Source organism: Rhizobium lentis (genome assembly GCF_014200175.1).
GTDB classification, from domain to species: domain Bacteria; phylum Pseudomonadota; class Alphaproteobacteria; order Rhizobiales; family Rhizobiaceae; genus Rhizobium; species Rhizobium mulingense.
Window position 1 is genome coordinate 182,663 of the sequence record NZ_JACHBD010000002.1, and the last position, 15,744, is coordinate 198,406.

Here is a 15,744-nt window from a genome sequence, read left to right on the forward strand (position 1 = left end):
GATACGGGAGGCTCGACGCGCGAGCGAAAACAAAAAGGCCAGGCAGATCGCCTGGCCTTGAATGGATAACGTGCTTCCGGCAGTGCCAGTACATCCGTGGTCAAAGGAAAGCAGATATCGATTTAAGCGTTCTGGAGATTGCAGGCGGACATTTTGCCCGACTTGGCGTCACGCTCAAGGTCGAAGCCGATCTTCTGGCCTTCGACGAGTTCACGCATTCCGGCGCGCTCGACAGCGGAGATGTGAACGAAGGCGTCAGCGCCGCCATTGTCAGGCTGAATGAAGCCGAAGCCCTTGGTGGAATTGAACCATTTAACTGTGCCAGTGGTCATGATGAACCCTTTCATAGCAATATTGAAGAACCGCAGCGCCAAAGCGATACGGATGGTGATAGCGATTTTTGAAAGGAAGTTCGTTCAGCCGCGGTGCCAGACGCGCGATAACCAAGCCAGCAAGCAAAATTCGGTAACCACTATATAGGTGGGTTAATGCGCGCCGTCAACCGTTAGTTTTCTCTGGTGGGCACGAATAAACTTTTGGCTGTTTCGGCGACTCCGCAGCCGTAGCCCTGCCGGGGGCCTCTATTTCCAGTGGGCTATGCCGACGGTTTCAGCGATGGCCTGGCGCAGATCATCCAGCCCGTCGCCCTTTTCGGACGAGGTTGACAGCACATGGGGATAGGCGGCCGGGCGCTTGCGAATCTTTTCCGTCGTATCGGCAAGGAGTTTCGGCACGGCCGGCGCCTTGATCTTGTCGGTCTTGGTCAGCACCAACTGATAGGAGACGGCAGCCTTGTCGAGCAGATCGAGCACGTCATCGTCGTTCTTCTTGATGCCATGACGGCTGTCGATCAGCACATAGACGCGCTTCAGCGTCGCACGGCCGCGCAGATAGTCGAAAACGAGCTTTGTCCACTTGTCGACCTGTTCCTTCGGCGCCTGCGCATAGCCATAGCCGGGCATGTCGACGATTGCCATCGGCGGCAGGTCGCCGGCTTCGCCTGAATAACCGTCCGGAACGAAATAATTGAGTTCCTGCGTGCGCCCAGGGGTATTCGACGTGCGCGCCAGACCCTTCTGGCCGACCAGCGCATTGATCAGCGACGACTTGCCTACATTCGAACGGCCGGCGAAGGCCACCTCCGGCGGTCCTTCCGGCGGCAGGAAATTCAGCGACGGGACGCCACGGATGAAGATCCAGGGGTGTCCGAAGAGCGGCTTCTCGGTTTCGGTCATGCGGGGCTCGGCAATCTCTACTTTCGTTCTCTCACCGGCCTTCGTGGTTTTGAAGGCGGATGTCAAGCTTTCGGGCGGTCCGCTCCATGCTTCTCCGCCGCCCGGAAAATGAAAAGCCCCGCCGAAGCGGGGCTTGAGAGCATCATTTCGATGGCGCCGTCTTTCGTCGGAACAGGCCCTTCAGATTGTCGAAGAGCTCGATCTTGACGCCGTGACGCTTCATGATCACCGACTGCTGGATCACCGACAGCGTGTTGTTCCAGGCCCAGTAGATAACGAGGCCGGCCGGGAAGCTTGCCAGCATGAAGGTGAATACCAGCGGCATCCAGTTGAAGATCATTGCCTGCGTCGGGTCGGGCGGCGTCGGGTTCATGCGCATCTGCACGAACATGGTGATGCCCATGATCAGCGGCCAGACGCCGAGATGCAGGAAAGTCGGCGCCGTAAACGGCAGCAGGCCGAACAGGTTGACGATCGTGGTCGGATCGGGCGCCGAAAGGTCCTGGATCCAGCCGAAGAAGGGCGCGTGCCGCATCTCGATGGTGATGTAGATCACCTTGTAGAGCGAGAAGAAGATCGGGATTTGCAGCGCCACCGGCCAGCAGCCGGCGATCGGATTGATCTTCTCTTCCTTGTAGAGCTGCATCATTGCCTGCTGCAGTCCCATGCGGTCGTCGCCGAATTTCGCCTTCAGCTCCTCCATCTTCGGCTGCATGCGCTTCATATTCGCCATCGAGGCGTACTGCTTGCTGGCGAGCGGGAAGAACAGCGCCTTGACGACGATGGTGGTGCATAGGATCGCCACGCCGAAATTGCCGAAGAAGCGGAAGAAGAAATCCATCAGCTTGAACATCGGCTTGGTGATGAAATAGAACCAGCCCCAGTCGATCAGCCGGTCAAACTTCGGGATCGAATAGGAGGCCTCGTAGCCGTCGATGACCGGCACTTCCTTGGCGCCGGCGAAAACGAGGTTCTTGAGCTCGATCGATTGGCCGGGCGCCACGGTGAAGGCGTCGTCCTTGTAGTCGGCCTGATAACGCGGCTGACCGTCGGCAAAATACGAGAATTTCGCCTCATAGGCAGCGCTCTGCGGCGGAACGATCGTTGCCGCCCAGTATTTGTCGGTGATGCCCAGCCAGCCGCCGGTGGATTTCGCCGGCGACACGGCTTGTTTCTCGACGGCACTATATTTGCTTTCGATCAGGCCGTCGTCGCCGATGACGCCGATAAAGCCTTCATGCAGGACGTAGACGGATGGCGTCGTCGGCTTGTTGTAGCGCATCACGCGGCCGTAGGAGGAGAGCGAGACGGGCATCTGGCCGGCATTTGTGACCTTGTCGGCGACGGTGAACATGTAGCGTTCATCGACGGAAATCGTGCGGGTGAAGGTCAGGCCCTTGTCGTTGGTAAAGGTGAGAGTCACCGGCGTCTTTTCGGTGAGCTTGGCGCCTTCCGGCGCCGTCCACAGCGTCGAGGCGCCGGGAACGCTGCCCGTGGCATCGCTGCCGATATAGCCGAGTTCGGTGAAGTAGCCGTCCTTGGTTTCCGCCGGACTGAACAGGGTGATGATCGGGCTCGAGTCGTCGACGGTCTCGTGATAGCCCTTGAGCTTCAGGTCGTCGAGCCGGGCGCCGGCAAGATTGATCGAGCCGGAAAGGGCGGGGGTGTCGATGGCAACGCGCGGGGTTTTTGCGAGCGCCTGCTCGAGCGTCGCCGTTGCGACGGCCTGGCCGGAAGGTGCCGTACCGCTCGTCGGGGCTGGCGTCGCGCCGCCGGCGGCAGGCGGCTGGACCTGCTCGGTCTGCTGCTGCGCCTTCTGGGCTTCCTGCGCCTTGCGCTGGGCCTCGATGCGCGGATTCATATAGAGAAACTGCCAGCCGAGGACGATCAGCACCGAGAGAGCGATCGCAATGAAGTAATTGCGGTTGTTTTCCATCATACGTTCCTGGGGCGTCCGTCTCCGGAGCGCCGGTGTTTCGGCCTGGTTTCCACGCGAAGCTTCAGCTCCGCGGCCAATTCCTGGAAGGACGCCTTAAGCACGTCCCTGCGCGCGACAACCACATAGTCGTGTCCGGGCTGCATTGCAAACCCCGCATGAAGCCGCACCGCCTCTTTCAGGCGGCGGCGCATACGGTTCCGTTCGACCGCGTTGCCATGTTTTTTGGTGACTGTAAAACCGACGCGGGCTTGGCTGTCGGGTTCCCTCCGGTCGAGAACTTCGAGGAGGAAGAGGCCGCCGCGGCGTTTTTCGCCTTCTCGGACAGCGAGAAACTGCGGGCGGCTTTTCAGCCGCCCGACAGTGTATTTCTGTTCTTTGGTCGTCAACTCGCCCGCCATCTCTTCTCGGGCAACCCGGCCCTTAAGCCGAAAGACGCTTGCGGCCCTGCGCGCGGCGGGCAGCGATGACCTTGCGGCCACCCTTCGTGGACATGCGCGCACGGAAGCCGTGGCGACGCTTGCGAACAAGCTTGGATGGTTGGTAGGTACGCTTCATTTATTTAAACACCGCGGAGTGCGGCCCTTCTTGAATTTGCATAGTGCAAGGAGCGTTGTTTTTCGAACGGGCTGACCATAGAGGCCTTGGGTGACCGGACGTGCGGCGGCTTATACGGATGAAGGCCGCAAAAGTCAATTATACCGGATCATTTCACAGGCAATGCTGACCGGCGCGCGGTTTTCGCACATAAGTGTTAACAATCCTGCTTTGCTCCAGAAGGTTGTACTTTGTCGCTGCCGGGATGAAAAGCCTTAGTTTTCAGCGATTTGCGTCTCTGAATTGAGCCGGCATTATTATTTTTTTGTGGTCATAATCGTAAACATTAGAAATCCAACTTTAAGGAATTCCGCCGATAGTCCGATGATCGGCTGGGAATTTGCTTTCCAGGCAGTTTTGGGTTGCTAGGAGGCACTGCATTGAAGATCCGGGGGAAAATTAATCTGCTCGTTTGCGTGATGGGCGCGGTAGCGCTTTTGATTGGCGCAACGGCATTGTCCGCCATGCGCGAATACAGCCGCAACCTCACAGCCTACGAGCAGGCGGCCGGCCGCGCGTATGCCGGCGAGCGCCTCAACCGTTTCGTCACCGCGGTCGTCATGGAATCCCGCGGCATCTATGCGGCCAAGACAATCAAGGATACGCCGAATTTTGCCAAGGGGCTCATGGCCGCCTTGGACGAGATCGACAAGGTCATTGCCGGCTGGGCGCCGCTCGTTCCCGAAAGCGAGAAGGCCGATTTCGCCAAGCTCGTCGCCCGCGCCGCCGAATTTCGCACCTTCCGCATGGAAACGGCACGGCTTGGTACGGAAGTCGGGCCCGAGGCGGCCAGCCAGCAGGGCAACAACGAAGCCAATCGTGCCAACCGGAAGGCTTTCCAGGCGGAAATCGACGCCGTCGTCACGACCGACAAGGCAGCGCTCGAGGCGGTCGACGCCGAGATCGAAAGCTTCCGCTCCTGGGTTCTCATGCTCGTCCTCAGCATTACCGGGATCGGCATCGCGATCGGCATCGGCATGGGCTTCTATATTGGCACCAGCCATCTCAGCCGCCCGATCAAGCGTGTCACCCACGCGATCAAGGAGGTCGCAAACGGCAATTTCGACGCCGAGGTTCCCTTTGCCGGTCGCCAGGACGAAATCGGCGAGATGGCCGCCGCGGTCGCGGTCTTCAAGGAGAATGGCCTGGCCGTCAAGCGCCTGAACGCCCAGGAAGCGGCGATGCGCGCCAAGAGCGACGATCTGCAGTCCAGCATGTCGGTCGTCGTCGCCGCGGCTGCGGCCGGCGATTTCAGCCATCGCATCGACAAGGATTATCAGGACGAGAACCTCAACCAGTTCGCCGGCAACATCAACACGCTGCTGTCGAGCGTCGATGCCGGCATCGGCGAGACGCGCCGCGTCATCGCAAGTCTTGCCGAAGGTGACCTCACCCAGATGATGAACGGCCGCTTCCAGGGCGCCTTTGCCGAGCTGCAGCAGAATGTCAACAACAGCCTCGTGACGCTGCAGGCGACGATGCGTGAAGTGCGCGAGACGACGGAAGCGATGAACGGCAACACCGCCGAGCTGCGCAATGCCAGCGATGATCTGTCGAAGCGCACCGAACAGCAGGCGGCCGCCCTCGAACAGACCTCCGCCGCGCTCGATCAGATCACCGCCGTCGTCCAGAATTCCACCGAGCGGGCGCATGAAGCCACCGTCATGGTGTCCGAAGCCAAGGAAAATGCCGGCCGTTCCGGCGTTGTCGTGCGCAATGCCGTCGAGGCGATGGGCCGCATCGAACAGGCCTCGCGCGAGATCAGCCAGATCATCAACGTCATCGACGAGATCGCGTTCCAGACCAATCTTCTGGCGCTGAATGCCGGTGTCGAAGCGGCGCGCGCCGGTGAGGCCGGCAAGGGTTTTGCCGTGGTCGCCCAGGAAGTGCGCGAACTTGCCCAGCGCTCGGCAACGGCCGCCAAGGACATCAAGGCGCTGATCACCAAGTCGGGCGACGAGGTGCAGGTCGGCGTCAAGCTCGTCCAGGCGACCGGCGAGGCCCTTTCGGAAATCGGCACCCGCGTCATCGCCATCAACGATCATATCCATTCGATCGCCACCGCCGCGGTGGAGCAGTCGACCGGCCTCAAGGAAGTCAACACCGCCGTCAACCAGATGGATCAGGTGACGCAGCAGAACGCCGCGATGGTGGAGGAAACGTCCGCCGCCACCCACAGGCTTTCGGCCGAAGCCAACGGGCTCGTGCACCTCATCGCCCGCTTCAAGCTGTCGGATGGGGCGGCACCCGTGGCGCTCGTCCGCAACGAGCCGCACCGGCAGCCGGTCGCCTCCCCCGCCCGCCGGGCGATCGCCAAGGTCGCCCGCGCCTTCGGTGGCAATGCGGCCGCAGCCGAACAGAGCTGGGAAGAGTTCTGAACTCCGACCCTTCACGCGTCTTCGAGCGCCGCCTCCGGGCGGCGTTTCTTTGTGACGACATGACGCTGATCGCAAAGATTTGAAAGCGGAGCCTGTTGGTCTAATATAAGGCTCCAGAGCATGATGCCGAAAAGTGTAAGCGGTTTTCGGACGACATCATGCTCTAGCGGGTGAGGGCGGCGCATGCCGCTAGTCGGGCGAGACTCAAATGCCGGTTCGAAACCAGGGCGACGATCCTTCGGCACACATCCCGGCGGCCGGCGAGGCCGCCAAGGGACGGTGCCCGTCTGTCGGCATGTTCGGCGGATTGTCCGGTAAGCTGCTCTGGCTCACCGTCTTCTTCATCATGCTCGCCGAAATCCTGATCTTCTTCCCCTCGGTCGCCAGCATGCGCATGCGCTGGCTGCAGGACAGGCTGAACACGGCCGCCGCCGCCGCCATCGTCATCGATGGGCTGCAGCCGATCGAGCTGCCGCGCGCGCTGCAGAAGGAGACGCTGGAGGCGACCGGCACCAAGGCGATCGTGCTGCGCAAGGAAGGCACCTCGCGGCTTCTGGCGACAACCGACATGCCGACCTCCGTCGACGAATCCTATGATCTGACCGATGTGCCGCCGCTGACGGCGATCCGCGACGCACTCGACACCCTGATCTTCGGCGGCAGCCGCATTATCCGTGTCTATGGTCCTGTCGGCGAAACCAAGGTCGGCGTCGAGGTGGTGATGAAGGACCGTCCGCTGCGCACGGCGATGTTCGCCTATTCACGCAACGTGCTGCTGCTGTCGGTGCTGATCTCGCTGTTTACGGCGACACTGATCTTCTTTGCGATCAACCGCCTCCTTATCGGCCCGATCCGCCGGCTGACCGGCAGCATGCAGCAATTCTCCTCCGATCCCGAAAACCCGGCCCATGTCTATATCGGCGACGGCGGCCGCGACGAGCTGGCGGTCGCCGGCCGCAATCTCACCTCGATGCAGATGGAGCTGCAGAAGACGCTGAAGCAGCAGAAGAACCTGGCAGCGCTCGGGCTTGCCGTTTCCAAGATCAATCACGACATGCGCAATATCCTGGCTTCTGCGCAGCTGATGTCGGACCGGCTGGTTGATGTCGATGATCCGATGGTCAAGAGCTTCGCGCCGAAGCTGTTACGCACCATCGACCGGGCGGTCGGTTATACCACGGAGGTGCTGTCCTACGGCAAGGCGAGCGAATCCGCCCCGCGCCGCCGCCATGTCCGACTGCTGGAGCTGACCCAGGACGTCAGGGACATGCTGGCGATCGATCCGCACAGCGGCATCGAATTCATCGAGCAGTTCGCTGCCGATCTCGAGGTCGATGCGGATGGCGAACAGCTTTTCCGGATCATTCACAACCTCTGCCGCAACGCCCTGCAGGCGCTGACCGCGCCGGGAGAGGGCGGCCCCGGCGCCATTCGCCGCATCACCGTCTCCGCCCAGCGCGTCGGTAGCGTCGTCAGCATCACCGTGGACGATACCGGTCCCGGCATGCCGCTGAAGGCCCGCCAGAACCTGTTTGCCGCTTTCCGCGGTTCGGCCCGTTCCGGCGGCACCGGCCTCGGTCTCACCATTGCCCGCGAACTGGTGCTCGCCCATGGCGGCACCATCGCGCTTGTGGAAAAACCAACGGTCGGCACCCAGTTCCGCATCGAAATCCCCGATCGCCCGGTTTCGCTGGACGATTACCGGAACCGGACGCACGGCGAGAAGTGACGGAATTTCAGCCGGCGCGGCCGCAAACAGGCAAAGACGCGATTTTTTCAGAAATGCTCTTGCATTGTCCGAAAGGACCCTTTAGAGGATCGCCCACGCAAGCGGCACCGCCGCTTCTGCCACGCACCCGTAGCTCAGCTGGATAGAGCACCAGACTACGAATCTGGGGGTCAGGAGTTCGAATCTCTTCGGGTGCGCCATTCCTTTTTCATTATCTGCATTCCGCATGGCTCCTGAACGGTAACGACATCTGGTGTGCTCTCCGCCGGGTCGCGACCAGACGCTGCAGCTCTTCCGGTCCCTGCTGAGGAGCTGTGCCCGGTAACCGATGTGAGCGGAGGAGTTTGTCGTGACAATCTCAGACTTATTGACGGTCTACAACCGACATCAATTCCCCTTGCCGGATTTTCAGAACGGCGGTGAAATCAGGTTCACCGGCGCTTTGGTGTCGGCATTGCTTGATCGGTTTACAAAACCAGGAGACGCCGTCTTCGATCCCTTTGTCGGCTTGGGAACGACGTTCTTTGTCTGCGAGCAGAGGGGCAGGCTCCCTTATGGGATAGAAGCCGACCGGCAGCGATATGAATGGGTCAGGGAACGCATCACGGCAAAGCATCATCTCATCTGCGGCGATAGCGCCGAGCTGGCAGCCTTCGATCTTCCCGAGATGGATTTCTGCATCACATCGCCGCCATACATGCCCCATTGGCACAAATGGAACCCGCTTTATAACGGCGATCCCGATTATGACGGCTACGATATCTATTTGAAAAGATGCAGGAAATATTCGGCCGGATCTGCCAACGCATGAAGACGAACGCCTACCTAGTCGTTCAGGCCGACAATCTGACCAACGAACAAGTCTCTCCCCTTGTCTGGGATCTGGGACGAGCTTTGTCAGAGGTCATGACGCTCGAAGGGGAAATCATGGTGAATTGCTCTGAAGCAGAGGAAAGCGGCAACCGCTTCACCCAGTGCCTCGTGTTCAGGAATACGGGCGGATAACAAACTTGCCAAGACGTGGCGGCCCCAAGGCAGCGAAGCAAAACTATTGAGCGGTCGGGAAGTCTCTCTCAAAGGCTTCCCTTTCTCTCTTCCCGAACGCGGATGAGTAATAGCCACTGCAGATCAGATAAGAGCACTCATCCGGATTGCCCATTTGCCAACCCGGCAGGCAGGTTACGACTCGCTGGAATTTTTCGTTGCAAAGGCCGTGGTTTGCCAAGAGCCGCGGCTCGTTTCCGAAATACGCGCTTATGGCTTTCTGGCGAGTCCATGCAGGAACGACTTTCCAATCAGCGGCGCCGCCTTCAGCGCTGACATTGCCGGTCGCACAGAGCGACCAATTGGAAATCACGATCGGCTGATCGCAGGCAAAAGCCTGGACGGTGCTTCCCAGCAAGATCGAAACCAATGCCAGCAGCCGCTGGCCATAGACCATCGCGCCCTTCTCCCTCATGCCGAACGTTTGCATCCTGGCCTCCAACCGCGTGCAATGACCTGTCACCGTCCGACGGGATCAGGTGACATCAAAACGACTAAGATTATTTTCCTAGTTCATGGAACGTTCTTACGCTAGATTGCTCCCCATTGCAACCATGGAATGTTGAATGTCGAAGAATATTGTAGCGATTGGCGATGTGGGCGCCTGGGTCCGCCGTCCCCTTCGCAGGTATGAAAAAACGAGTTCTTCCGGCGTCTCCCGCAAGGACGTGCTGGCAGCCAAGGTGGGGGTCTGATGGCGGAATTCAACCCTCGTGACAAGAGCCGTACCAGTGCCGGCAAGACGCGGTCGCTCGTGCGCAAATATACCAAGCCGCCGAGTGGGAGTGATGACGGCAGCCTTCGCTGGCAATGGTTGACGATCCAGCTGCTGGAATCGCCGGCGTTCACCTCACTGAGCGCCAATGCCAGCCGCGCCTTCTTCCGCATCATCATCGAGCACACCGCGCACGCCGCCCTGGCAAATGGCAGGCTTGTCGTCACCCATCCGCAGTTCGTTTCCTATGGCGTCACCGGTGAATATGTGGCCGATGCCCTCGACGAGCTGGACTATAAGGGCCTGATCAAGGTCCGCCGCGGCCGGGCGGGCAGCGGTGTCGCGCATCCGAACCTCTTCACCCTGACCTTTGTCGGTGACCATGAAGGCGCTCCGCCCACGAACGATTGGCGGCGATGCACGGCGGAGAGATGCCGGAATTGGTCGGAGGTCGACCGCAAGCTTGCCGCCGACAAACGCAGGCGGGTCGGCCGAAAGAAAAAAGCGCCACTTCGGGATCCCGAAATTCCCCCGCTTCGGGATCCCGAAATTCGCCGCGCCTCGTGAGCGGTCGGGGCGAGGGAAGAGGCAATGATTTCAATGCCCCTACCAATTTCGGGATTCCGCAGTGCTATATAGATTTTGGTGGGGAACTCCTCATGAGTCCGCAAGATAAGACAATGATCTCGCGGAGCAGTAGCCTGCTGCCGGCATGCCTAGCTTCGCGCAACCTTGCTGGTGTATCCGCGAGCGTGACGATGTTTGACGCGCTTTCGACCGGAGGAATGCATGGCGATGGGAATTTTTCGGGCTCTGGGCGCGGCGGCGATGTTGGCGGTTCTTGCCGGCTGCATCGACCATGCCAATGACCCGGTGCTGCTCGCCGTCGGCGTGCCGGTCAACCCGCCGGCCGTTGCACGCGGCATCTGCATGACTGACGGCAATGCCATGTATGACGAGGCGAAGCGCCAGTATGAGCTGCGCGCGCAGCTGACGGGATATGCCCAGGCCGATGCGCTGGAAGCCGAAACGACGGCACGTGCCGCCGCCCACCGGCAATATGTCGCCTGCCTCTCCGGCCAAGGCTACCGCACATTATACGCGAATTGAGAACAGAGAATTCATATTTACTTGCCAGCGCCGTCGGTGCGCTTCGCCTGATTGCGACTTTTCACAAATTCTCGCGGTAAGGTCACGCCGGATCGCCTGCAATCACGAGTTTTGGAAGCTGCGCGTGATGGCGGAACTCCACTCGCCGCAAAGGCATTTTCTTGAGGTAAATCCACGAAGGAGGGTTTATCATGAAGATATTCAGCCTTGTCCCTTTGACCGCCGCCCTCGGCACCCTTGTCGCCCTCGCGGCAATCCCGCCGGCTGAGGCCGCGCCCGTTCCCACGCTTCGGCCGGCCATCATCTCTGAGGCGAAAGCAGTGCAATATAAGGCACATGCCGGCACCTGGCACGGCTATCGGGGCTATGCCGCGGAACGCCCCGGCACCCGCCGCCATTCCGATGGGTATTGGTATCCGCTGGCCGCCTTCGGCGTCGAGCCCGGCGCGACAGCCTCGGTCATCCGCCAGCCCGTCAACAGGCCGGCGGCTCCGACAATGTGCAACCCTACGTTTTCAGGATCGATCGGTCCCGGCAGCATGCCCTGCGATAACGGCTATTGAGCCGGCAAAGGAAAGAGGCGGCGATGAGCCGCCTTTTTCTATCTCGGGGCGCCGCTCACATGTTCGTGACCCTGTTGCGGTGCGGTAGTATGTGACAGATCCGCTTCCCAACTCCTCGGCGTAAATTCCCTCAAATCCTCCCAAGGAGACGATCATGATCACGACGTTCAAGAGCGGCCTGGCGGCGGCGGCCCTCGGCGCAATGGTCGGCCTTTCCACATTTTCGGCCGAAGCGGCTCCCCTCCAGTCGAGCGCGACGGAGCAGGGCGCGGTCAAGCAGCCGGTTGCCCAAGAAGAAACCCAGATGCAGCACGACAGGCGCACCACCGGTTCGATCGGCGAGCGCGGCCCTAAGACCATGGCTTCACCCTATATGATGAACCCGAAGAAGCCGCTGAACATGGATTGCAAGCTCGGCTTCAACCCGACCAGCAGCTCCAGCTGCAACTATTGAGGCCACGCGATCGGTGTGAGGGGCGGCTTCCGGGCCGCCCTTTTCCATCCGGGTGGTGGCCGAAATTGCGATGGATGCAGAAACATGCCGGACGCCGCTGGAAAAATCGTCGCAAACGCCGGCTTGCACAGGCGATTGACGTCTCTGCCTTGGAATTGCCATGCTGGCCGCGATGGTCGCATTGATACTCAATTGAATTTCAGACAGGTGGAACAGTCATGACCGCAAAGGCTGCATGCTTCGACTTCCTGCATTTTTTCCGCTCCTGGGTCAGCAACCCGCTTCGGGTGGCGGCCATTGCGCCGTCGGGCGATTCCCTGGCCAGGATCATGACCAGCGAAATTGCCGCACTGGATGGGCCGATCATCGAGCTCGGCCCGGGCACTGGCGTGTTCACCCGGGCGCTGCTCGCCCGCGGCATCAGCGAGGCGGATCTCACCCTGATTGAATATGGGCCTGAATTTATCGATGCGCTGCAGGCGCGTTTCCCGGCGGCGCGCGTCTTGCAGATGGATGCCGCCCACCTTGCCCAGGCCGATATTTTCGAGGACGAACCGGTCGGCGCCGTCATCAGCGGCCTGCCGCTTCTGTCGATGTCGCCGCGCAAGATCGCCTCGATCCTTGCCGGCGTCTTCACCTATATGCGGCCGGGCGGGGCGGTCTATCAGTTCACCTATGGCCCGCGCTGTCCGGTGCCGCGGCCGATCCTCGACCGCCTCGGCCTGAAGGCCGTGCGCATCGGCGGTACGGTGCGCAATCTGCCGCCGGCCTCCGTCTACCGGATTTCCCGCCGCAAGCCGCTGGAGCTTTCCCGCGAGCGCCTGCGATACCGCGGCAGCGACGTCGAAATCGACGTCGCTGCCTTTTCCGGCGAAACGGGCGCCTAAACAGCAGGCGCCGACGCAAGAGCCGCCGTCATCCGCTCCGGCGTCGCTTTGACGCCATGTTTCCCGCGCCATCCCTGTTATCCCTGTAGCACCATCCTATATTTCAAGCGTTGCAGCGCCCGCATTGCTCACCACCACCTTGCCAGCGCCAAGGACAGGGCGGGCAGTCGCGCTTCGAAAGCCGCTTTCAGCCGCTGGCCGGCAGGGTTCCGCCGTCCCGCAGACTCCAAAAAATTTCATTGACCAAGAGAGGAAAGATCATGGCCAGTCACAACGCAGCCACGTCAGGCACCTTCAAGATCGGCGGCGAGATCGAGGTCAACCGCCTCGGTTTCGGCGCCATGCGCGTCACCGGCAAGGGCATCTGGGGCGAGCCCGAAGATCACGCTGAATCGATCCGCACGCTGAAGCGCCTGCCGGAGCTTGGCGTCAATTTCATCGACACAGCCGATTCCTACGGTCCCGACGTTTCCGAATGCCTGATCAAGGAGGCGCTGCATCCCTATGGTGGCAAGTCCGTCGTCGCCACCAAGGGCGGGCTCACCCGCCACGGTCCCGACATCTGGCTGCCGGTTGGCCGTCCCGAATATCTGATCCAGCAGGCGCACAAGAGCCTGCGGAATCTCGGGCTCGAGCGGATCGATCTCTGGCAGCTTCACCGTATCGATCCGAAAGTGCCGGCCAGGGAACAGTTCGATGCGATCAGGTCGCTGCTCGACGCCGGCCTCATCCGCCATGCCGGCTTGAGCGAAGTCTCCGTCGCCGATATCGAGGCAGCCTCGAAGCACTTCAAGGTCGCCACCGTCCAGAACCGCTACAATCTCGTCGATCGCACCAGCGAGGATGTGCTCGATTATTGCGCCAAGCACAATATCGGCTTCATCCCTTGGTATCCGCTCGCCGCCGGCGATCTCGCCAAATCAGGTTCGCTGCTCGATACGATCGCCAGGAAGCATAATGCCGCGCCGAGCCAGATCGCGCTCGCCTGGGTGCTGAAGCGCAGCCCGGTGATGCTGCCGATCCCCGGCACGTCCAAGGTCAAGCACCTGGAGGAAAACGTTGCGGCCGTTGGTATCAGCCTCTCGGACGAGGAGTTCTCGGCGCTCGACGCCGAAGGCCGGAAGGCATTCAAGGCGGCGTGAGGGGCGACTGCAGCCGATGGCAGTTCCCATCAAGACCCATCCCCACATGGGGGAGGGGGCGGGACGCCGCACCGCTTCCATTACGTCGCTCATGCCAATCCGTAGAACGGGAACAGCCGGGAAGACTGTTCTTTGGTCGCCCCCAGGTGCTGCGGCTTAGTCCCTCCCATTGTGGGGGGTTGGGAAGGTGCTTGGGCTGGGCGAGCCGTGGGCGCTCAGCGCGGCCTTATTTTTCATCAGAATTTGACCACTTGGTCAAACATGCCGCAAAATGAGGCGTTGACTTGGCGATTTGAGGGCAAGCCTTGCATTCAGCGCATTGCTGCATTGCGGTATTTTCGCTATTCCCGATCAAATACGTGGGGTACATATATCTCCGTAAGCAGCGCACTCCTCCTCCCAGCGCTCTTACATCGGACTGACAACACTCCTCCTCCCAGTTGTCAGTCAGGATCAAGAGCCTGGCGCACCTCCTCCCGCGCCAGGCTCTTTTCTTTTTCCCACCAGTTTCTTCACCGCGGTTTGACTCGGCAAGCGTCGTCGGACTATTTGAACGGGCGCCCCTGTCCGGTGCGCGCACCGGTTGGAGTTTGGTCATGATCGGCACATGGCGCGCGCCCTATGCGGCCCTGACAGGTCTTCTGGTTGCAGCGCTTATGCTCGCCGGCTGCGGCGGCAGGCCGGTTGGTGTCATGCAAGCCGCCGGCACCGTGCCGCCCGGCACTTCGAAGGTCGATCTGCTGGTGGCGACGACGCGGGCTGCCGACGACAATCCCGCTGTGCTTTTCTCTGGCGAACGCGGCACTGGGCTCACCGTCAACGCCGTCGAAGTCTCTATCCCGCCGGATGCCAATCGCAAGATCGGCCAGGTGCAATGGCCGAAGCGTCTGCCGGCCGACCCCTTACGCGATTTCGTCACCGTGTCCGTCGATCCGCTCGAAGGCGAGCGGGCGGGCGAGACCTGGCTGAAGGCCCATATGCCGAAAAGCCGCCGGGTGCTGGTCTTCGTGCACGGTTTCAACAATCGTTATGAGGACGCCGTCTATCGCTTCGCCCAGATCGTCCATGATTCACATGCCGATGTCGCGCCCGTCGTCTTTACCTGGCCGTCGCGCGCCAGCATCTTCGATTACAATTACGACAAGGAAAGCACCAATTATTCCCGCGATGCGCTGGAGGAGCTGCTGACGCGCACCGCTGCCAATCCCGCCGTCAGCGACATCACCATCATGGCGCATTCGATGGGCACCTGGCTCACCGTCGAAGCGCTCAGGCAAATGGCAATCCGCAACGGCGAGGTTGCCGGCAAGATCAACAATGTCATCCTCGCCTCGCCGGATCTCGATGTCGACGTCTTCGGCCGCCAGTTCGCAAGCCTCGGCAAGGACAGGCCGCATTTCACCATCTTCGTCTCGCAGGACGACCGGGCGCTCGCCTTGTCGCGGCGCATTTCCGGCAATATTGATCGCCTCGGCCAGATCGACCCCTCGGCCGAGCCCTATCGCAGCAAGCTCGAAGCGGCCGGCATCACCGTGCTCGATCTCACCAAGCTCAAGGGCGGCGACCGGCTGAACCACGGCAAATTCGCCGAAAGCCCCGAAGTGGTGAAGCTGATCGGCGACCGGCTGATCGCCGGCCAGACAATCACCGATTCCAATGTCGGTCTCGGCGAGGCCGTCGGCGCGGTGGCGATGGGGGCGGCTCAGACCGCCGGAAGTGCGGTCAGCGTCGCCGTCAGCACGCCGATCGCCATCTTCGATCCGCGCACGCGGCGCAACTACGACGCCCAGCTGAAGCGGCTCGGCCAGTCGATGGACAACACCGTCGGTTCGGTCGGCGACAGCGTCGGCGCCGGCCTGCCCGCCACTCAGTAAAAATTTCATAGGCAATCACCGTCGTTCTGATATATCAGATTGACGAAGCGGCGGACTTGTCTGCCGTGCGGTTGGGTTGA

General features: G+C 61.0%; 18 protein-coding genes and 1 tRNA gene. 13 read left to right on the forward strand and 6 right to left on the reverse strand.

The window, feature by feature from the left end; genetic code table 11:
- Nucleotides 1-122: 122 nt before the first annotated feature.
- The 5 genes from GGI60_RS06575 to rpmH all read right to left on the reverse strand — a co-directional run bounded on the left by GGI60_RS06575 (nucleotide 123) and on the right by rpmH (nucleotide 3,729).
- Nucleotides 123-332: a cold-shock protein gene (locus tag GGI60_RS06575; protein ID WP_183914223.1), complete on the reverse strand. Its 210-nt coding sequence runs from the start codon at nucleotides 330-332 to the stop codon at nucleotides 123-125.
- A gap of 249 nt (nucleotides 333-581) precedes the next feature.
- On the reverse strand, nucleotides 582-1,235 hold the full coding sequence (gene yihA / locus GGI60_RS06580) for a ribosome biogenesis GTP-binding protein YihA/YsxC (RefSeq protein ID WP_183914225.1): 654 nt from the start codon (nucleotides 1,233-1,235) through the stop codon (nucleotides 582-584).
- Nucleotides 1,236-1,377: 142 nt separating this feature from the next.
- Nucleotides 1,378-3,171 (reverse strand): membrane protein insertase YidC, encoded by a 1,794-nt coding sequence (yidC, locus tag GGI60_RS06585; protein ID WP_183914227.1) that lies wholly within the window; start codon nucleotides 3,169-3,171, stop codon nucleotides 1,378-1,380.
- Nucleotides 3,171-3,572, reverse strand: a complete 402-nt coding sequence (gene rnpA / locus GGI60_RS06590) for a ribonuclease P protein component (protein ID WP_183914228.1) — start codon at nucleotides 3,570-3,572, stop codon at nucleotides 3,171-3,173. The genes yidC and rnpA overlap by 1 nt, the downstream gene beginning before the upstream one ends.
- A 22-nt stretch (nucleotides 3,573-3,594) precedes the next feature.
- The gene (gene rpmH / locus GGI60_RS06595; RefSeq protein ID WP_008524438.1) at nucleotides 3,595-3,729 is read right to left on the reverse strand and encodes a 50S ribosomal protein L34; all 135 of its coding nucleotides are present in this window, start codon (nucleotides 3,727-3,729) and stop codon (nucleotides 3,595-3,597) included.
- Nucleotides 3,730-4,148: 419 nt separating this feature from the next.
- Here rpmH and GGI60_RS06600 point away from each other — a divergent pair, with 419 nt between their 5' ends.
- From GGI60_RS06600 to GGI60_RS31900, 5 genes are all read left to right on the forward strand, one after another.
- The gene (locus tag GGI60_RS06600; protein ID WP_183914230.1) at nucleotides 4,149-6,146 is read left to right on the forward strand and encodes a methyl-accepting chemotaxis protein; all 1,998 of its coding nucleotides are present in this window, start codon (nucleotides 4,149-4,151) and stop codon (nucleotides 6,144-6,146) included.
- A 208-nt stretch (nucleotides 6,147-6,354) separates the two neighbouring features.
- Entirely contained in the window at nucleotides 6,355-7,875 is a 1,521-nt protein-coding gene (locus tag GGI60_RS06605) for an ATP-binding protein (protein WP_183914232.1), read from the forward strand.
- Between the two features lie 123 nt (nucleotides 7,876-7,998).
- A tRNA-Arg gene (locus GGI60_RS06610) sits at nucleotides 7,999-8,075 on the forward strand.
- 149 nt (nucleotides 8,076-8,224) lie between these two features.
- On the forward strand, nucleotides 8,225-8,686 hold the full coding sequence (locus tag GGI60_RS31895) for a DNA methyltransferase (protein ID WP_312862794.1): 462 nt from the start codon (nucleotides 8,225-8,227) through the stop codon (nucleotides 8,684-8,686).
- On the forward strand, nucleotides 8,683-8,880 hold the full coding sequence (locus GGI60_RS31900) for a hypothetical protein (protein ID WP_246720328.1): 198 nt from the start codon (nucleotides 8,683-8,685) through the stop codon (nucleotides 8,878-8,880). Before GGI60_RS31895 ends, GGI60_RS31900 begins: the two co-directional genes overlap by 4 nt.
- A 43-nt stretch (nucleotides 8,881-8,923) precedes the next feature.
- Here GGI60_RS31900 and GGI60_RS06620 read toward each other — a convergent pair whose 3' ends face one another.
- Complete coding sequence (locus tag GGI60_RS06620) at nucleotides 8,924-9,349, reverse strand: hypothetical protein (protein ID WP_183914233.1); 426 nt, start codon at nucleotides 9,347-9,349, stop codon at nucleotides 8,924-8,926.
- A 136-nt stretch (nucleotides 9,350-9,485) separates the two neighbouring features.
- On the opposite strand from GGI60_RS06620, the gene GGI60_RS32435 reads away from it, so the two are divergent.
- From GGI60_RS32435 to GGI60_RS06655, 8 genes are all read left to right on the forward strand, one after another.
- Nucleotides 9,486-9,614 carry a hypothetical protein gene (locus GGI60_RS32435; RefSeq protein ID WP_281414005.1) on the forward strand — a complete coding sequence of 43 codons (129 nt, stop codon included), beginning with the start codon at nucleotides 9,486-9,488 and terminating at the stop codon, nucleotides 9,612-9,614.
- On the forward strand, nucleotides 9,614-10,201 hold the full coding sequence (locus tag GGI60_RS06625; protein ID WP_183914234.1) for a hypothetical protein: 588 nt from the start codon (nucleotides 9,614-9,616) through the stop codon (nucleotides 10,199-10,201). Before GGI60_RS32435 ends, GGI60_RS06625 begins: the two co-directional genes overlap by 1 nt.
- Nucleotides 10,202-10,423: 222 nt before the next feature.
- Nucleotides 10,424-10,744 (forward strand): hypothetical protein, encoded by a 321-nt coding sequence (locus tag GGI60_RS06630; protein ID WP_183914235.1) that lies wholly within the window; start codon nucleotides 10,424-10,426, stop codon nucleotides 10,742-10,744.
- Between the two features lie 191 nt (nucleotides 10,745-10,935).
- On the forward strand, nucleotides 10,936-11,307 hold the full coding sequence (locus GGI60_RS06635; RefSeq protein ID WP_183914236.1) for a cell surface protein: 372 nt from the start codon (nucleotides 10,936-10,938) through the stop codon (nucleotides 11,305-11,307).
- A gap of 154 nt (nucleotides 11,308-11,461) precedes the next feature.
- A complete protein-coding gene (locus GGI60_RS06640; RefSeq protein ID WP_183914237.1) occupies nucleotides 11,462-11,761 on the forward strand; it encodes a hypothetical protein in 300 nt (99 codons plus the stop codon).
- A 218-nt stretch (nucleotides 11,762-11,979) separates the two neighbouring features.
- Entirely contained in the window at nucleotides 11,980-12,648 is a 669-nt protein-coding gene (locus GGI60_RS06645) for a class I SAM-dependent methyltransferase (protein WP_183914238.1), read from the forward strand.
- 260 nt (nucleotides 12,649-12,908) lie between these two features.
- Entirely contained in the window at nucleotides 12,909-13,790 is an 882-nt protein-coding gene (locus tag GGI60_RS06650) for an aldo/keto reductase (protein ID WP_183914239.1), read from the forward strand.
- Between the two features lie 596 nt (nucleotides 13,791-14,386).
- Nucleotides 14,387-15,664, forward strand: coding sequence for an alpha/beta hydrolase (locus GGI60_RS06655; RefSeq protein WP_183914240.1), 1,278 nt, complete (start codon nucleotides 14,387-14,389; stop codon nucleotides 15,662-15,664).
- The last annotated feature ends 80 nt before the right edge of the window (nucleotides 15,665-15,744 follow it).

Coding starts and splice junctions, on each gene's coding strand:
- GGI60_RS06575 (WP_183914223.1), bottom strand. CDS start 332: ATGACCACTGGCACAGTTAAATGGTTCAATTCCACCAAGGGCTTCGGC.
- GGI60_RS06605 (WP_183914232.1), top strand. CDS start 6,355: ATGCCGGTTCGAAACCAGGGCGACGATCCTTCGGCACACATCCCGGCG.
- rnpA (WP_183914228.1), bottom strand. CDS start 3,572: ATGGCGGGCGAGTTGACGACCAAAGAACAGAAATACACTGTCGGGCGG.
- GGI60_RS31900 (WP_246720328.1), top strand. CDS start 8,683: ATGAAGACGAACGCCTACCTAGTCGTTCAGGCCGACAATCTGACCAAC.
- GGI60_RS06655 (WP_183914240.1), top strand. CDS start 14,387: ATGATCGGCACATGGCGCGCGCCCTATGCGGCCCTGACAGGTCTTCTG.
- GGI60_RS06635 (WP_183914236.1), top strand. CDS start 10,936: ATGAAGATATTCAGCCTTGTCCCTTTGACCGCCGCCCTCGGCACCCTT.
- yidC (WP_183914227.1), bottom strand. CDS start 3,171: ATGGAAAACAACCGCAATTACTTCATTGCGATCGCTCTCTCGGTGCTG.
- GGI60_RS32435 (WP_281414005.1), top strand. CDS start 9,486: ATGTCGAAGAATATTGTAGCGATTGGCGATGTGGGCGCCTGGGTCCGC.
- GGI60_RS06630 (WP_183914235.1), top strand. CDS start 10,424: ATGGCGATGGGAATTTTTCGGGCTCTGGGCGCGGCGGCGATGTTGGCG.
- GGI60_RS06650 (WP_183914239.1), top strand. CDS start 12,909: ATGGCCAGTCACAACGCAGCCACGTCAGGCACCTTCAAGATCGGCGGC.
- GGI60_RS06620 (WP_183914233.1), bottom strand. CDS start 9,349: ATGCAAACGTTCGGCATGAGGGAGAAGGGCGCGATGGTCTATGGCCAG.
- GGI60_RS06645 (WP_183914238.1), top strand. CDS start 11,980: ATGACCGCAAAGGCTGCATGCTTCGACTTCCTGCATTTTTTCCGCTCC.
- GGI60_RS06640 (WP_183914237.1), top strand. CDS start 11,462: ATGATCACGACGTTCAAGAGCGGCCTGGCGGCGGCGGCCCTCGGCGCA.
- rpmH (WP_008524438.1), bottom strand. CDS start 3,729: ATGAAGCGTACCTACCAACCATCCAAGCTTGTTCGCAAGCGTCGCCAC.
- GGI60_RS06625 (WP_183914234.1), top strand. CDS start 9,614: ATGGCGGAATTCAACCCTCGTGACAAGAGCCGTACCAGTGCCGGCAAG.
- yihA (WP_183914225.1), bottom strand. CDS start 1,235: ATGACCGAAACCGAGAAGCCGCTCTTCGGACACCCCTGGATCTTCATC.